The following is a 17,164-nucleotide window of genomic DNA, read 5'->3' as shown; positions in this document are numbered from 1 at the left end:
GTCGACCGATCGTTCTATGGAAGCGGCGCAGAGGGTTTCATCATATCTCCGACCTTCACAACCAGCGCTTCCATCGAGAACGGTTTGGTAAGAAGCTCCATGCCGGACTCAAGATGACCGTTTCCGACAGCTGCGTTTTCGGCGTAGCCGGTGATGAACAGTACTTTCAGGCTTGGCCGGAGAGAGCGCGCGGCGTCAGCAACCTGACGCCCGTTCATGCCGTTCGGGAGACCTACATCGGTAATTAACAACTCGACGCGCGCACCGGACTGCAACACTTTGAGCCCAGCCGCCCCATCCGCTGCCCCGATGACAGTGTAGCCTGCTTCATCCAGCACCTCATCGACCAGATGACGGATCGTAGCCTCGTCGTCCACGATAAGCACGGTCTGCCCGCTCGCGCTCCCGACGATGGGTTTAACCAACTCATTCTCGATTTCGCCAGCTTCGCCGACATGGCGCGGGAGATACACGCACACCGTCGTACCTTCAGCGATTTCGGAATAAATGCGAACCTGACCCCCGGACTGCCGGGCAAAGCCGTAGATCATCGACAGGCCAAGCCCCGTTCCCTGCCCAATGGGTTTGGTCGTGTAGAAGGGTTCGAACGCCCGCTCGATCGTCTCCGCAGACATACCGCAGCCTGTATCGGTGACACAGATCGAGAGGTACTGGCCAGGTGGTAGATCTCGCTCGCGTGCCGTTCGATCGTCCAACCATTTGTTTGCCGTTTCGATTGTGATCCGGCCGCCATCGGGCATGGCGTCCCGCGCGTTGATGCACAGGTTCAACAGCGCGTTTTCAAGCTGGCCGGCATCAATGTTGGCTACCCACAAACCGGCCGCACCGACGACTTCGATCTGGGCCGTGCCCCCGACGGTCCTGCGCAGCAGGTCTTCCATGCCGAGGATCAGCCGGTTTACGTCGGTTGGTTTTGGATCAAGTGTCTGCCGTCTGGAGAACGCCAGCAACCGCTGGGTAAGCGACGCCGCTCGCCGGCCCGCCCCCTGTGCGGCGTTGATAAAGCGGTCGATGTCGTCGAGCCGTCCACGCGCAATTCGCCCCTGGAGCAGTTCAAGATTGCCCATCATGCCGGTCAGCAGATTGTTGAAGTCGTGTGCCAGGCCGCCCGTAAGCTGCCCCACTGCCTCCATCTTTTGCGCCTGTCGAAGCGCGTCGCGAGCAATCGCAAGCTGTTCCTCCGCGTCTGCCTGTTCGGTTACGTCGACCCCGTGCTGGACGGCGCCGATGATCCGGCCGTCCGCCGCGCGGAGCGGATTGTAGAAGATCTCCCACATCGGACATGCAAGATCGGGGTGTCCGAACCGTTCAGTAATGGTGAATGCCTCGCCAGCGAGGGCTCGATCTATATAGCCACGGATCACATTGCCCTGATCCGGCAGGAAAAGAGCTGGGAACGTTTCACCGATCTGAGCCCGGTGCTCGTACACGCGAAAGAATTCGTCGCTGAACGCCTGGTTGAAGGCGACGATGATCTGGTCCGCGTCGAAGGCACAGGCGGGGTTCGGATCGGACTGGAATACGTCCTGATAGAGCAGCAAAGCCTCAGAACGTTCTGCGACGCGCTCCTCCAGCGTAGCATTCAACGATCGCAACTGCTGCTTTGACGTCGTTTCGGAAGCGACGTTCAGGAAACCCGCGATATTGCCCTCATCATCGCGTAACGGACTGTAACAGAAGGTCCACCAGGTTTCTTCGGGATACCCATGACGATCCATCGTCAGCGGCAGGTCGTCAAAGGCGACCGTTTGGCCGGACATTGCCTGGACTATAAAAGGCTCGATATCAGCCCAGACATCGCTCCAGACGGTCGCCATTGGTAAGCCCAGGGCAACAGGATGCTTCAGGCCCAGAAAAGGAATGTAGGCGTCATTGTAAAATAGGGTCACATCGGTACCCCAACCGACGCACATGGGGAAACGGGACGCGAGCATCGTGTCGACCACAGTCGTCAACGATTGCGGCCAACCGGATCGGTCGCCAACGGGCGTCAATGACCAGTCATAGGCCTTTGTCAGCGCGGTGAGCTCATCTGAACCCCTAAGGTGACCGCGGGGGGCCATCGAATTTTCAACCATCATTGTTGAATACAGTTGAGCCAGATGGTCCTGCAAGCCTCCCTTGAGCAGTAAACTCGCCTCCGCCAGAGAGCGGTTTGCGATGCCGCTGCCTGTACTCAGGGCGTAGAAATCGGGTTTGTCGTCAGCAGTTTAGGGCCGATGCTGACCCTCAAGGGCTTGCCGGGGCCCATCCGCGTTCGGTCCCCAAGCCGTCTGGTCGATGATGTCCTTCACGCGCTTTCGCAGATCATCCATTGCGAACGGCTTCGTGAGCAATTCCATTCCAGGTTCCATATGCCCGTTGCCGACCGCGGCGTTCTCCGCATAGCCCGTGATAAACAAGACCTTGAGCGCGGGCCGCAGCACGCGAGCTGCATCCGCGACCTGGCGACCGTTCATACCCTTGGGCAAGCCGACATCGGTAATCAGCAGATCGATACGGGCGCCAGATTGCAACACCTTCATGCCCGCAGGCCCATCCGCTGCGACCAGCACGGTATATCCCATCTCGTTCAGCACTTCGTCGATCAGGTGGCGGATCGTTGGCTCATCATCCACGACCAGAACGGTCTCACCGTGGCCATCGCCCGGTGACGTAACGGTAGGGACCGCTATGATGTCGTCTGCATCGCCGTGATGGCGTGGCAGATAGATGCAGACCGTCGTTCCTTGCCCAACCTCGGAATAGATACGAACCTGTCCGCCTGACTGGCGTGCGAAGCCGTAGATCATCGACAGGCCAAGCCCCGTGCCTTCACCGATCGGCTTGGTGGTAAAGAACGGGTCGAAGGCGCGGGCGATTATTGCCGCACTCATTCCGGTGCCAGTGTCTGTGACGCAGAGACTGAGATACTGGCCCGGTGGCACCTCACGTTCAACAGCGGCCCGCTCATCTATCCACTTGTTGGCGGTTTCGATCGTCAACCGTCCTCCATCGGGCATCGCGTCGCGACCATTGATACATAGGTTGAGCAGCGCATTCTCGAGCTGGCCGGCATCGATCAAAGCAGGCCATAGGCCCGCTGCGCCGACGACTTCGATCTCGATCATTGTGCCAACTGTCCGGCGCAACAAGTCTTCCATGCCCGCGACAAGGCGGTTCACGTCAGTAGGCTTCGGATCGAGCGTTTGACGCCGTGAGAAGGCGAGCAGCCGCTGCGTGAGGGCAGCGGCTCGACGGCCTGCACCTTGTGCCGCGTTTACGAACCGGTCGACATTGTCGAACTTGCCTTGGCCGATCCGCATCTGAAGCAGTTCCAGATTGCCCATTACGCCGGTCAAAAGGTTATTGAAATCGTGGGCGAGCCCGCCAGTCAACTGACCGACAGCCTCCATCTTCTGGGCCTGGCGAAGTCCATCTTGCGCGACTTCGAGGTCTAACTGAGCCTTGATGCTGGCTGAAATGTCATTTGCATGATGAAAAGCACCGAAAATCTCGCCTCCGGCATTCCGCAATGGGTAGTACGAGATTTCCCAAACCGGTTTGGCCAGATCCTCGTCGCCGAACTTTTCGGTCACGGTGTAGCTTTCGCCAGTCAGCGCTCGCGCCATAAGCCCACGCATCGTTTCGCGTTGGTCGACCGGTAATAACTCTGGAAACACCTCGCCAAGTTGTACGCGGTGCCCTGTGATGCGGAAGAACTCGTCGCTGTGAGCCTGATTGAAGGCTATGAGGCGATAGTCGGTATCGAAGGCGCAAAACGGCGAGCTGTGCGATTGAACGATCGTTTCATGAAGCAGTAGCGATGCGGTTCGCTCGGCAACCTGGATTTCCAACGTTTCATTGAGAATGCGGAGGCGATCTTCAGCCTCTTTTTGTGGCGTGATGTCCTGGACCATCCCGAACATCTTCACAGCTTTTCCAGTGGCATCGAGCTGCGGTGCGCTATGGGCACATATCCAGCGAATCTGATCGTCGCTGGCGCGCTTGATGCGACAGGAAAAATTCCAGCCTTTCCCGGTATCCGCTGCTTCCTTGAAGGCATTCGCTACCGCGGGCCGATCTTCCGGCACGACATGACTGAGCATCTTCTCGATGCCCCATTCTGGGAGCAGGTCGGAATACCCGAAAATCTGATCGTGTCGACGTGCACGGACTGCGGTGTCGGTGACGAGATCGAGCTCCCATTCACCGATGCTACCAGCTTCAATCGCAAGCCGCAGCCGAGCCTCTTTGGCTGCCAGTTCGCTGACGGCACGAGAACGATTGACGATCAGCGCGGCCGATCGCGTGACAAGATCGACCAGTTCGAGATCCGCGGGCTGAGGCTCGCGCGGCTCGTGATAATACATGGCAAACGTGCCGAGAATGTTCCCGCTGCTGTCGCGAAACGGCGTCGACCAGCATGCTTGAAGCCCATGCGACAGTGCCAGTTCGCGGAAATCCGCCCACAAGGGATCATTGGCGATGTCGGTTACATACACCGGCCGTCCTTCCGCAACAGCGGTGCCGCATGACCCGACACCCGTTCCAACCGGGATGCCATCGACAGCCTGATTGTAGGGAATGGGCAAACTTGGTCCTGCGCCGTGACGAAGGTGTTTTCCGTCTGCATCGACGAGCAGGATCGAACCGATCATGCCGCTTGGCGACTGCGCCTCCACGGTATGGACGAGGACATCCAGAATTTCCGGGAGAGGCCGATCTTCGATCGCGAGTTCGAGAATGCGGTTCTGTAGGGCGTGTATGTCGTTCAAAACGGGCGTCCGCTGCTAGAGCTGCGGCAATCGATTTCACAACGAAATCACTGCTCTGCCCGATGTCATCAGGTCCTCAACCGACGAGCCCGCAATAGCGATCCATGTCGATCATTCTATCCGGTATGTCCCAACGTCCTTGCGCCCTCGGCCTATCGATGGATCGTACCGTCGGACAATTCTCATCAAGTGAAATTTGCGCTAAATATAGAGCTTGCAACCAAGCTGTGATGGACGTTTCCGTAAAGCTACGAACCGGTCTATGATCGCCGGTGGTAGCTGTCCGCAAGAACACAGCATGGCGGAAGGTGGCTTAGTGTCGGACGTGGATTTTCATACAGCGGACGTTGAGCTTGTAAGCCGCATCGACATCATCCCAACCATACTCGATACCGTGTGCCAGGCGACAGGCATGGGCTTCGCCGCCATCGCACGCGTGACCGAGGAGCGTTGGGTCGCCTGCGGCGTCCGTGACACGATCAATTTCGGCCTTGAGCCGGGTGGTGAACTCGATCTAAAATCGACGATCTGCCACGAAATTCGGCAATCCGGCGTACCTGTGATCATCCCCGATGTGCCGTGTGATCCGATCTTCGGTAATCACCACACGCCTGAACGCTATGGATTTCGCAGCTACATCTCTTTCCCGATCTTCCTTCCGGACGGCGACTTTTTCGGCACGTTGTGCGCGATCGATCCTCATCCGCACGACCTCGGCAGACCCGAAATCCAGGGCATGTTCACGATGTTCGCCAAGCTGATCGGCTTCACGCTGGATCAGTCGCGCAAGCTGAATGAGAGCCAGGCCAACGTTGCTGCCCACGACGAGGCAGCACAGCTTCGTGAGCAGTTCATCGCCGTCATGGGCCATGATTTGCGCAACCCGCTGGCGGCGATCCAGGCGGGCATTACCTTGCTCGAAAAGCAGCCATCCCCCGAACTAGCTGCCTTGTTGCTTGGGCAAATGCGTAGCAGCGGGGATCGGATGGCGGCGTTGATTGCCGACGTTCTCGACTTGGCGCGTGGACGGCTAGGCGATGGCATAACGTTGAAGCGCGAGCCCGTTCATATCGAGCCGGTCATCAATCATGTTGTGGCCGAACTCGCGAGCACGCATCCGGATCACACAATCACAGCCGAATGCACGACGAACGAGACGATCGAATGCGATCCCGATCGTCTCGCGCAGTTGCTATCCAATCTACTTGGCAACGCGCTTACGCATGGTGCATCTTCTGAACCCGTAAGAGTCCGATGTGCGGCGCAGGACGGAATGTTCAGCCTGCAAGTGAGTAACGGCGGACAGCCGATTCCTTCCGGCGCCATGGACCGACTTTTCCAACCTTTCGTTCGAGGAAACGAGAGCGCCGATCGCGAAGGGCTTGGTTTGGGCCTCTACATCGCCGCCGAGATCGCAAAGGCGCACAGCGGTAGTCTGTCAGTAGTGTCGACGACGAAAGAAACGTGTTTCAGTTTCAGAATGCCTCTCACGGCGCAAACTGAGAGAGCGGAAACCTTACTTAGCGCGTAAGGCCCCGGCATACGGCATCACCGCCCCACGTTAAATCGCTTGTTGCGGTGATGATCGCTGTCGAGAAGGCTGGCCCCGCCTTACCCGTCCGCTGAGACCCGCTGCAACGCCGACAAGGTCGATTGTCAGCCAGTGTACGACAAACAGGTGTTTTGCGACGCCTCAGTGAACCTGCCGGCGCTTAGCGTATCTGAGTCTGTTCAAGGTACTGCCCTCCGAACGAAGCGTCAGCGGTGCTGTTTGAATGGGTGCCGTATGGTCTTCTTTGGTTAGGGCTTCAGCCGGACTAGGCGAGTAAATTGACTAAAACTTGATACGCCGTTTTTTAACGTAAAATAGACCAGCCTGAAGCGGTGAGCTAAGGTCATACCCTAAAAGCACTGTACTGCAGACGGACGTTTCGCACCGGCTTAGATATCGGGCAGTGGGGTGGGCGCGCGGTATCCCGTTGAAGTTCGTGCTATCAATGACACCGTTTCTATAAGGCTGGTCGTGCGACGGCGTCAGCTAGATGATCATGCCGTCCGAGGGATGCCGGTGATCGAGGCCGTCACTGCCGTGGCGTTTTGGATGTCCGATGTCTTCGTCGCTGCCGCCATCAGATCGACGTCCGTCAGATCGCGGTAATCGATCCACCATTTGGCGTCGGTGACGTGGAGGCAAGCGTAACGGTCGGCGTCGCTGTTGGAACTTGTCAGCGCTGCGAGCCGCTTGGTCCTGATCGTCGAAGCCCAGCTAATTTGCCGATCGGTCCCAGTCAGCGGCGGAAGAACAAGGTGTGAGACAGCGGCGCTGCTTAACGCTGCCGCTGCGACCTCCTCAGCCCGCTTCGCCGCAACGAAGCAGTCACGACAGGTAGTCGTCTTTAACCACTTGGCCTTACGTTCCTGCTGGCTTTCAAAGCCGGTGAGATGATGAGCCTGCTCATGGCCGCAGGCATGAATGATCCGCTGTTCCATGGCATGGATGATGCCCGCTCGTGGTTTGTGTGCAACACCAATGAGTCAGGTTGAATCAGAATCGCGGCCAGTGGCTGACGACTGAACGGGACAAATGTCCAGCCAACTAAGCTGGCGCAACGCCGTCAGCGTTCACCAGATCCGGGCCAACCAATGTGCCGATGAGCCGGACGCGCTTCTCTACTAGATCTACGGGGGTTCGATGCAATTCCAGCTCGTAGCGGCCACCGACATCGCGGCGCAGATAGAAGGCCCCGCCATCGCGGACCAGAGTGCCTATCTCATTGATCCGGGTGCCAATCGCTACCATCGCCGCGTCGTCGCCTTATTATGATCGTGTAAAGTTGCGGGAGATCCTTCGCGTAACCGATGTGCCTCGGTGGGACACAGGATTCTGCTACTCCGTTCCCGACGGGCGCTCAGAGACTGATATTCCGACGCGCCATTTCCGCGAACGCCATATCCCCGATTGGCGGGCGGGGCTTGGCTTTAAAGATGTCAGCCAAATCGAGCAGATCCTCGTTGGAAAGGTTCGCGATCGAGGCTTCGATCTCGGCAAGGCGCCGCACGGCGTGATCGCCGCGATCGGCGACCCGCTTCATTCTTGTCTTGAGCATGCCGCCTTCTATCATAAACGTCGCGGGGGTGGCAGGGGCATTTACGGCCGGTTGGCTGAGATCATTCGGCCAAAATGTCCGCTAACAGCAGGCGGAAGAGGCTTCTCTAATGGAAAACCGCACCGCGTTGTGGCAGCAGATCCCAAAGCGGAAGGAACGCACAGTTTCAAAGATTGAGCAGCGCCATCACGGTGCATGCGGACCGTCCGCCTTTACGGTAAAACTGGTGGAAGCACGAACCCGCTGCGCGGGAGGGTCGTGCGGGGCGCGGTTGAATTGATATCGCGGGTGTAGCGCATCGGTTGAGCGCTACGAGAAGCAGGCAGAGCATCGGGGTTCCACGAAAGGAGCCCTGCCATGACTATCCTCATACCCGTTGTTGCCGTCAGCCCGTTACGCCAACGTCTCATTGACGAGATGGACATACGCCGCTTCGGTCCTGAGACGCGTCGGAACTACATTCGCGACGTCGGGCGGTTCGCGACGTTCCTCGGGCGCTCGCCCGACACAGCAACGGCGGAGGAGGTTCGGCGCTTCCAGATCGAGCAGTGTGACCTGGGCGTGCCTGCGCCGACCATGAATGCTATCGTATCGGCACTGCGGTTCTTCTTCATCCAGACGCTCGACCGGCCGGATCTTGCCCGTAAGCTGGTCCGCATGCGGCACGTGCGCAAGTTGCCGGTGGTCCTGAGCCAGGACGAGGTGGCGCGGCTGTTGGCGGCAACCACATGCCTCAAACATCAGGCGGCGCTGTCGGTCGCCTATGGCGCCGGACTGCGTGCGGCCGAGGTCGCCGCCCTCAAAGTGCGCGACGTCGACAGCGAGCGCATGCTGCTGCGGGTCGAGCGCGGCAAGGGCGGGCGATATCGCAACGCCATGCTCCCGGTCGGGCTGTTGGCGTTGCTGCGGGAGTGGTGGCGAGTGGGTCGGCGTGAGGGCGTATTGCACGTCGACGGGTGGCTGTTTCCCGGTCAGCACTATCTCAAGCCGCTCAGCACGCGGCAGATCTACCGGGTGGTGGTCGAGGCGGGGCAAGCAGCGGGCATCGACAAGCGGGTCGGACCGCACACGCTGCGACACTGTTTCGCCACGCACCTGCTCGAGGACGGAATCGACGTTCGCATCATTCAGACGCTGCTAGGGCACGCCAAGCTGGAGACCACCGCCTATTACACGCAGGTCGCCACCCGGGTGCTGCGCAACGTGACCAGTCCGTTCGACAGGCTGGCGATGACCGCTATGGAAGCAAGAGCGCCCAGCGGCTGAGCGAGGATGCGTGCCTCCGTCGAGGTCGCCGACATCTTTCGCACCGCTGGTTCTGCGTACCGGGCCGCCCGCGCCGGACACCTGAGCTTCGACCAGCTCAAGGTCATGTCGGCGATAGAGACCTGCCGCACCGCGGTCATGGGCGGTCACGTCGAAGCCTGCACCGACTGCGGGCACTGGCGGGTTGCCTACAACTCCTGCCGGAACCGGCACTGCCCGCGATGCCAAGGCGCCGCGGCACGCACGTGGCTCGCCGAGCGCGAGGCCGACCTTCTGCCGGTCGGCTACTTCCATGTCGTCTTCACGCTGCCCGCCGAGGTTGCCGATGTCGCGTGGCAGAACAAAGCGGCGGTCTACGGCCTGCTGTTCCAGGCGGCGTCAGAGACGATGACGACCATCGCCGCCGACCCGAAGCATCTGGGTGCGCGCATCGGCATTACCGCGGTGCTCCACACCTGGGGTTCGGCAATGACCCACCATCCGCACATCCACATGATTGTCCCAGGCGGCGGACTTTCGCCCGACGGTAGTCGCTGGGTGTCATCACGACCCGCGTTCCTCCTGCCGGTACGCGTCCTGGGTAAGCTGTTTCGTCGCCTGTTCCTGACCCGGCTGATGTCGCTGCACGAAACTGGGCGCCTCGCGTTTTACGGCAGGCTCGCGCACCTCGCCGACCGGCGTGCATTCCTGCGGCACCTGTCCCCGGTCAGGAAGAAGCGCTGGGTCGTCTACGCTAAGCCGCCGTTTGCCGGCCCCGAGACGGTGCTCGCCTATCTGTCGCGCTACACGCACCGCGTTGCGATTTCGAACAGCCGGATCCTGCGCTTCGACCAGACCGGCGTTACCTTCCGCTATAAAGATTATCGCCGGGGTGGCGCCGACCGCCAGCAGGTTATGACGCTGACCGCCGACGAGTTCATCCGCCGCTTTCTGCTCCACGTCCTGCCGAAGGGCTTCCACCGCATCCGCCACTACGGCCTGCTCGCCGGTGCCACCCGCAAGGGGCATCTCAAACGCGCCCGTGAACTGCTCGAGGTAGCGCCGCCCGCCGCGGCCGATGCACCGGTCGAAACGGACGACATCCGGCCGCCATGCCCGTGTTGCGGCGGGCGTATGGTAGTCATCGAGACCTTCCTTCGCCACCGCCAGGCCCGCGCTCCACCGATTCCTGCGCCGTTATCCGGGATACAGGCGTCGTGACCCGGCACGGCCAAGGAGTTATCTATCTCGCAGGGCTCGTGCTTGCGGAGACGATGTTACCTGCACCAATAGCCATCAGAGGGGCGGCAACATCGAGCAATGCCGCGCTGTCAGCGCTCGCGAACCCATCATGCCCACCGGAATCCGGACAGTCTGCTCCCAGGCTCGCGCCCACATCCGCCATGGCGCGGGCCACCAAAAACGGCCGGAAACCGAAAACCCCATAGCGCAGCGCCTGCGGCCCGCGGGTTCGGGCTTCCAAGACTTTCGTACGCCTGCCGGCATCCGAAACTCTTCAGGAAAGCCGCCGGTCCGTTTTCGGGCAGCGATCGGCGTTAGCGGACGTTCGTTCAGTTATTGCGCCGTGTGAATAACCTGGACGGTTCGAGTTGAGCGCGGCCCGGCCGCTTTCGGGATTGTAGAGCCGTTAGCGGCCGCTCTATCATCAAGCCAAGCGGCGATGTGCGCGCGATACGATCAGCAGACGTGCGGCTTTCTGTCGCGCACGGCACATGACTTCCGTTCGGCGACGCGCACCGGATTCGAGGAGGTACCGGAGGGCGGTGTAGCTCGTCGTAGCGCCTGCTGCCGTGACTTAAGGTCAGTTTTTCGGTTTGCCATGAAGTGCGCGAAGCTGGTCGGCTCTGAAGCACCGCCGCACCGTTAAAGTCTAGCGGGCAGATCACGTCGCCCAATCTACGTCGTCGCGTCGCTCCTCCAGCTGGAACTGCTGCGTTTCTCCGGATGCCGGGTGTCGAGCTGCCGCCAGCGCAGGTGTTGGACTTCAGGCAGGGGGCCGCGCCGTAGCATCTGCGCGCGTCCCGCTTCGGTCAGTTCGACACGCTGCCCCTCCGCCCAGCGCACTTCGTCGCCGCTGCGCATTTCCTGCTCCCAGCCGTCACGCCAAAACATGGTCGTCACCATTGGCGACCCGCCGCCGTCGACGAACGTGAACTTCCCGTCGCCCGATGGCCGCCACCCGAGTTCTTGCGCCAGCACAGGATCGAACGTTAGTATTTCTGAGCGCTCCCCGATGAGCGACACGCGGAGGACCCGGATCGTCGCCTGTGGATTGGCGTCATCCAGCATCATGTTTCCGCAGGTCCAGAAGGCCTTCGGCAGCTGCCCGATCGCGGCGTCGAGATTGGCCGCTTCGCCGATCGCCGTACCTCGCGCGAGGAGCGAATGCTCGCGGAACAGCGAACGGGACTCGACGCGCGAGAAGCTCGCCCACTCTCCGACCACGCGATCCGAGCCGTGCGGGCGCTTCAGGTTCTGCGCCTGGAGCCAGTCGTCGGCGCGGACGTTCCAACTTTCTTCAGGCGGCGATGGCCAGTCGCTGTCGGCTGGGCGCGCGCTGGCGGGGGTCGCGGTCGGGAGAAGCGGACTCCCGTCCAGCTGGTGTAACAACAGGTCGAATTCCATCCGCGAAAGTCTTTCCGCTCGCAAGAGGTCGCCAACGATCACGCGCAGCGCTCGGATGCAGGCACCGATGTGCGGACGCACAAAAGGAATGAGCAGGCCGAGCGGATCGATGCGCCGTCGTAGTTCTTCGGTCGCTTTCGCGCCGAAGTGTTCGGCGCCGCCCCAGTCGTTGATCAGCTGGGCGACGCGACGGCGAAGGTTCTGGATGGACACGCCGGAGAAGCCTTCGGCCATCTCAAGCCAGCTCTCGAAGCCCTCGGTCCAGGCGCCCGGATCGTCGATTACGGGGCCGAGCGACTCGGCGTCGCGCAACGTCCCGCGCGTCGTCGTGTCGAGAGGCGGCAGCCGCAGCGAGTAGATCGGTGAGAGGTCCACTTCCGGGATCGGGGCGGCGACGCCCCATGCGCGGCTGAGCATCTGCGCGAGCACCGCGATGCCACCATCAGGGTGGTCCAAGAGCCGGATCACGTCTTGGCCCAAGGCGGCGGCGACGCCATCGCGTTCCCTAGCCTCGAAGAGCAGTCTGAGGCCGAACAAAGTGGTCGACGGGTCGGCGAGCAGATCCTGGCATGCCCGCTGAAAGATCTCGGCTGCGCCCGACTGCGCTAGCGCGGCCAGGCCTTCGCCGGCCTGGGCGCGGGAATCAGAGATGCCCAGCTGCGCGGCGTCGACGAAGAGGCGGGCGATCAGGTCGAAGTCGTCGCCGCCGTCGGCTTCGTCGTGCGGGACGGGGGCCTCCTTTCGGTAGTCGTGGTATTCTACTATCTGCTCCTTGAGTCGCGACCAGAGGGTGGGCCAGTCCACCTCCTCGAACAGCAACGGGAAGATGTCATCCGCGCCCGCGAGCGCCGAACCGGTGCCATGGCCCCCAGCGGCGAGGTCGCGCAGGAAGTCCCGCCTGGCGTTCCGGTGGGCGGCGGCGTCGCCGAGCAGGTGTCGCGCCCGATGGTGGTTCAGCAGGTTGCTGTCGGCCCAGCCGCCCCAGCCCTGTTGCTCACCGTTGCTCTTCGGGAACAGCGCCTCAGCATAGGCGCGGTCGCCCGCGGCCAGCGCGGCTTTCGCGAGGGCGTTCCTGACCGGCTGGTCCCGGACGACCTTCGGATTCCGCGCGGCGAAGGCTTGGACCTCGTCCCAGGGGCTGCCAGCGATGATCCGGCCGATCCGCTTGCCGAGCGTCCGATTCACGAAGTCGCCGTAGCCGGTACTGGTCTGCGCCTCCCGCCATTCGCGGACGGCGGTGACGGCGCTCTCCACCTCGGCGAAGCTGTGCAGCTGGTAGTAGTCCGCCAGCGGCTCGTCGTCATATGCGAACTTGCCGTTGTGCGCGTTCTCGTCATTCCAGCGCCGCACGGCCGCGTTGACGAGTGGGGAGTCGCGGCCCCGGTCGGCAAGCCCGTCGCGAAACGTCCTGAGCAGCTTCGACCGCATCGAGGGCTTCGCGTCGCGCTCGAGCACGGTGACCACCGCGCGCTCGATCCAGGGAAGCTGGTCCGGTTCCGCCTCCGCCGCGAGATCGCAGAGGAATTGCCCTTCGTCAGTGAGGCTGTGGTAGGTCTCCTCGTAATAAGGCGCGCAGAGCGCCCCCCAAGTCATAGCGAGTGGCAGTGCCAAGTCTGGGCGGCGCCTGAGCATGCCCCGGGCGACCGCGTCGACAAGGGCGTCCCAGTGCCACACGCCCGACGACTTCGCCCAGCCGTAGGCTGCCCAGGCCGATGCCGGCCCGCCGGCCATCGCCTCGACCAGCACGGACTTCGACATCCGCCGGCCCTGGTCATGGGCGTCGCTGTTTTCGACGCCGGCGGTGAACCGGAGCATCTTGAAGGCGCGTTCCGCCGTCTTTTCCGGATCCAACCGGTTGGCTGCGGCTAGCAGACCCTCCCAGAGCTGGTACTGCCCGTCCTTCTTGGCCGGCAGGTACGCGCCCAGCGTCCGCGAGCGCATCTCGCGGAGCAGCGCAACGCCCCGCTCAGGAAGGCCGACGTTGGCGAAGGCTATCGCGATCTCGGCCAGCAGGTCGACGGCCTCTTGGGGCGAGCGGACCCCGTTCAGCCATGAATGCATGCGCTCAAGCCGGTCGACGGCCTGCGCGGCGTCGCCGTCAAACGCGAACATTGTCTCCGCGAACCGGCGATGTAGGTGCGCGTTGTCGCCGAAGCTGCAGACCGGTGCCAGCAGGCACGCCTCGAACGCGGTCGCAAAGCCGGGCGCGGCGTTGGGCACCAGCCGGACCAATTCGCAGAGCGCGCCGAAGATCGGCTTGTCGACGTGCCGGATGCGGTAGGCGAGTAGCGCGTCGTCGCGCCGGTCGGCGACCGCACCCGCGAGGAAGTTCAGCGACGACTTGATCTGGCCGGACACCTCTGTGACCGGGATTGGGCGTCCCGCCCGGGTCGTTCCGATCAGGCCGCCGAGCCTGACCGCATGGCTTTGTGCGCCCCTGAACAGCGTTTCCTTGGGGGAGGCGGGTTTAATCGGCTCCAGCCCGAGGTGGGCGGCGGTTGAGGCGAAGCGAAGGAGAGTGCTGGTCGCCTCCTCGACCTCCGTTGAGCTGTGTTCGAGACCAGCCAGATCCGGCACCGCCACCTTAGCAAAGAGCCGGTGTGCAAGTGCCATGTCCTTCGCGGCGATGGCGATCCGCGCGGCGTGGACGTCCCAGGAGTCGTGCAGCCTCGCGTTTCGGGCGGCGGCCTCGTAGTCGGCCACGCGCTGGACCGCTGCCCCTTGCTGCGATGCATCGAGGCTGGCCTCCGCGGCTTCAAGGTGGAGGATGGCGACGCGATCGGGGCTGATGCCGTGGCGCGCCGCAACTTCCGCTACTTCCTTGTCCGCATCGTCGCGGAGGATCGCGCGAGCCAGTAGCTGACGCAACTCGGCGACGTGCTGGTCGCGCGTCTTGCCGGAGAACGCGTCTTGGTCGTCTCCCCGCCTGCCCGTCGGAATGCGGATGCGTCGTTCGATCTGCTCGTCGTCGAGAAGCACGACCGCGAGGTTCGCCCAACTCTCCATCGCCTCGCCGGTGTCATAAGAGTGGCCGTCCTCGAACCACTTCCACGGGTTCTCGCCGTCGAGGAGGTGGCGGGCGCGGTCATACTGACCGCTATCCAGCAAAGCGCCGATCACCAGCCACTCGTCGCCGACGAAGTGGCTAGATTCGAGCTGCGCCACGGCCGTGTCTAGCTCGCCGACCGCGATCTGGGCGGGGACCAGCCGATCGGAAGTCGAGAGGACGTCCTGGCGACGCCAGACCTCGTCCGTCGCCAGCATCAGGTCGAGCAGCGCGTCTGGGGCGGGGTCTGGGCCGAGGCAGGCGACGGCGTCGCCGATGTCGTTGCCGACGTCGTGGTTGCGCCGCCCGTCGATGAACTGGTCGATGAAGTGGCGCCGGCTTGCAAGTGCGGCCGCCTCGCGGTGGTCGCCGGCCAGGAAGAGGTAGCGGAATTCGAGAAACCGCTGCGCGCTTGCGCGGGGCGCGACCCGCGCCAGTCCGGCCAGCCTCCGGTAGATCGCCGCGTCGCTGAAGTTGGGATCCGGCCGGCCGTAGAGCGTGACGCCCTGCTGGCGCAAGAACAGCCGAAAGCTGTTGTGGAAGATTCGCCAGGACTGACCATCGTGGTCGATTAGGTGGTGGGCGAGCCTGAATGCTTTGTCGACAGCGCCGCTGGACAGCCACTGCGCCAGCAGCTCCGGCTCGATCCGCCCGTCGGCGAAGCTGAGCGCGTACAGGACCCTCGCGATCTCATCGCCGGCGTCCCGCGCTTCGCGCCAGGCCTGACGGTAGACCTTCTCCAAATCGCCGTCGTATTCGAACCCCCCGGCAAGCAGCGCACCGGCTTGCTCCGGCGTGACCTTCAGCAGTTTGCCGAGGAGGTATCGGGTCACCAGCGGATGGCCCTGGCTCACCGCGAAGACCCGCGCGGGGTCGGTCTGCCGCGCATCGAGGCCAACCGACGCGGCCATGTCGGCGACGGCTCGCTCGCTCAGCGGCGCGATTGTGATCCTGCGTCCGTCCTGCGACGCCTGGTCGCGCACCTCAGGAGGAATGTCGGCAAGGTCGACCCGCTGGCTGCCGAGCAGGATGATTACACCGTCGGGCAGGCTCTGCGGCAGCGGCAGCCCGCGCAGGAAGCTGTCGGCCGGCTTCTCCTCGCGCGGGACGTGGTCCAGCCCGTCGATCACGATCACGGTCAGCTTGGCCGAGTTAGCATGCTGTTGCCCGGCCTGGCTCAGGAGCCGCTCGAACGTCTCGCGCTTCTGTTCGACCGTGTCGTCCTTGGCGCGTCCCGGCTGGTGCCCGAGGCTGGCAAGCTGGCTGTTCACATCGTCGAGGAAGTTCGCTTCGACGCCGCGGCCCTGTCCCTGCGCTTCGCCGGGAACGAAGGCGAGGTAGCGCGCCACGTCACGGTCCGGTCCGGACCGCACGAAGCGCTCGAGCAGTGTCGACTTGCCAGCGCCGGGCGACCCGAGCAGGCTGATGTAGCCCGAAGCGTGGGTCGCGAGGGCCGTCTCGAGCTCGGCTTCGCTCACCTCGTTGCTCTGGACGTGGGCGCCGAGCGGGAAGCGGTGGTCGAAACGGAGGTGGAACCGGTCCGCCCAGCCGAGCTCGTCGAGCAGTTCGCGGCGGGTCCAGCGCGTCTTGCCGTTGCCGCGCCCGACGAGGTCGCCCAGCGTGAGCGCCAAGGCTTCGATCTGCGTCCGCGCGGCGGCATCGACGCCGTGGTTGGCCTCAATGTTGGCGGATGCGCCGAGCACAATCTCGAAGCGGTTGAAGAAGCGTTCGAAGTCGCACTCGGAAAGGCCAGAAGCCTGCAGCAGTTCTTCGACCACCGTTTTCCAGGAGCCAGCCCGCCACTCGGCGAGCGACCGGTCGGGATGGCGCCTCTTCTCCTCGAAAAAGTCGGCCGAGTCCTTGCCGGGCGCCCCGAGCTTTCCCCTGTCACCGGTCGCGGCGTAGTGGACGGAGACGTATCTGAGTAGGACGCGTCCCTCCGGAAACTGCTGCTCGAGCGTCGTGAAGGACTTGGCGCAGTCCAATATGACTGCGTCGGTGCCGAGGAGCAGGCCTCGTATGCCAACGGCCTTGGGCTTGCCCGATGACTTGTACTGGTGCCCGACAACCTTGCCCGCAATGCCGATGACGAAGTCGTCGAACATACCAGCGTGATCGTCAGCCAGCGCCACGAACGTGAGGCTTCCGTCCATGATGGCTCGGTAGGCGATAACCGCCGAGGCCCGGTCTTGGTATCGAAACCCACCGCGCGCGGCGCGCTCGCCTGCTCCTGGTGTTTGCGCCATCGCCCAATCCGTTCGCGGGGCTTCGGTCGCGCCCACTTGTTCACCGCCGGATTAGGGTAGAGCCGGGGCGGTCGCAACGTATTGCTTGCTTCGGTA

The 17,164-nt window shown here is 62.7% G+C and carries 10 protein-coding genes; 4 read left to right on the top strand and 6 right to left on the bottom strand.

Annotation, left to right across the window (positions count from 1 at the left end):
• Positions 1–14: 14 nt before the first annotated feature.
• Together AC3D24_RS21300 and AC3D24_RS21295 are read right to left on the bottom strand one after the other, a co-directional pair.
• Entirely contained in the window at positions 15–2,135 is a 2,121-nt protein-coding gene (locus tag AC3D24_RS21300) for a PAS domain-containing protein (protein ID WP_489033475.1), read from the bottom strand.
• 96 nt (positions 2,136–2,231) lie between these two features.
• Complete coding sequence (locus AC3D24_RS21295; RefSeq protein ID WP_489033474.1) at positions 2,232–4,778, bottom strand: response regulator; 2,547 nt, start codon at positions 4,776–4,778, stop codon at positions 2,232–2,234.
• A 262-nt stretch (positions 4,779–5,040) separates the two neighbouring features.
• Between AC3D24_RS21295 and AC3D24_RS21290 the strand changes: the two genes are divergently transcribed.
• A complete protein-coding gene (locus AC3D24_RS21290; protein WP_489033472.1) occupies positions 5,041–6,309 on the top strand; it encodes a GAF domain-containing sensor histidine kinase in 1,269 nt (422 codons plus the stop codon).
• A 515-nt stretch (positions 6,310–6,824) separates the two neighbouring features.
• Here the strand turns inward: AC3D24_RS21290 and AC3D24_RS21285 are convergent.
• The gene (locus tag AC3D24_RS21285) at positions 6,825–7,268 is read right to left on the bottom strand and encodes a hypothetical protein (RefSeq protein WP_489033470.1); all 444 of its coding nucleotides are present in this window, start codon (positions 7,266–7,268) and stop codon (positions 6,825–6,827) included.
• Positions 7,269–7,374: 106 nt separating this feature from the next.
• Entirely contained in the window at positions 7,375–7,512 is a 138-nt protein-coding gene (locus tag AC3D24_RS21280) for a DUF5818 domain-containing protein (protein WP_489033800.1), read from the bottom strand.
• Here AC3D24_RS21280 and AC3D24_RS21275 point away from each other — a divergent pair.
• Positions 7,471–7,602 (top strand): hypothetical protein, encoded by a 132-nt coding sequence (locus AC3D24_RS21275; protein WP_489033813.1) that lies wholly within the window; start codon positions 7,471–7,473, stop codon positions 7,600–7,602. The genes AC3D24_RS21280 and AC3D24_RS21275 overlap by 42 nt on opposite strands.
• A gap of 85 nt (positions 7,603–7,687) precedes the next feature.
• Here AC3D24_RS21275 and AC3D24_RS21270 read toward each other — a convergent pair whose 3' ends face one another.
• Complete coding sequence (locus AC3D24_RS21270; protein WP_489033468.1) at positions 7,688–7,870, bottom strand: hypothetical protein; 183 nt, start codon at positions 7,868–7,870, stop codon at positions 7,688–7,690.
• 372 nt (positions 7,871–8,242) lie between these two features.
• Between AC3D24_RS21270 and AC3D24_RS21265 the strand changes: the two genes are divergently transcribed.
• Complete coding sequence (locus tag AC3D24_RS21265; RefSeq protein WP_489033467.1) at positions 8,243–9,151, top strand: tyrosine-type recombinase/integrase; 909 nt, start codon at positions 8,243–8,245, stop codon at positions 9,149–9,151.
• A 6-nt stretch (positions 9,152–9,157) separates the two neighbouring features.
• Complete coding sequence (locus AC3D24_RS21260) at positions 9,158–10,351, top strand: IS91 family transposase (protein ID WP_489033465.1); 1,194 nt, start codon at positions 9,158–9,160, stop codon at positions 10,349–10,351.
• A gap of 696 nt (positions 10,352–11,047) precedes the next feature.
• Here AC3D24_RS21260 and AC3D24_RS21255 read toward each other — a convergent pair.
• Positions 11,048–17,068, bottom strand: coding sequence for an AAA family ATPase (locus AC3D24_RS21255; protein ID WP_489033463.1), 6,021 nt, complete (start codon positions 17,066–17,068; stop codon positions 11,048–11,050).
• Between the last annotated feature and the right edge of the window lie 96 nt (positions 17,069–17,164).

It is taken from the genome of Sphingomonas sp. SL1004 (assembly GCF_057815015.1).
Note: the sequence above shows the minus strand (reverse complement) of the source record. Positions and strands in the feature narration are given on the sequence as shown.

Excerpts from the sequence above, each read along its gene's own strand:
- AC3D24_RS21265 (WP_489033467.1), top strand. The coding sequence starts at position 8,243 with ATGACTATCCTCATACCCGTTGTTGCCGTCAGCCCGTTACGCCAACGT.
- AC3D24_RS21290 (WP_489033472.1), top strand. The coding sequence starts at position 5,041 with ATGATCGCCGGTGGTAGCTGTCCGCAAGAACACAGCATGGCGGAAGGT.
- AC3D24_RS21275 (WP_489033813.1), top strand. The coding sequence starts at position 7,471 with ATGCAATTCCAGCTCGTAGCGGCCACCGACATCGCGGCGCAGATAGAA.
- AC3D24_RS21255 (WP_489033463.1), bottom strand. The coding sequence starts at position 17,068 with ATGGCGCAAACACCAGGAGCAGGCGAGCGCGCCGCGCGCGGTGGGTTT.
- AC3D24_RS21260 (WP_489033465.1), top strand. The coding sequence starts at position 9,158 with ATGCGTGCCTCCGTCGAGGTCGCCGACATCTTTCGCACCGCTGGTTCT.
- AC3D24_RS21270 (WP_489033468.1), bottom strand. The coding sequence starts at position 7,870 with ATGAAGCGGGTCGCCGATCGCGGCGATCACGCCGTGCGGCGCCTTGCC.
- AC3D24_RS21285 (WP_489033470.1), bottom strand. The coding sequence starts at position 7,268 with ATGGAACAGCGGATCATTCATGCCTGCGGCCATGAGCAGGCTCATCAT.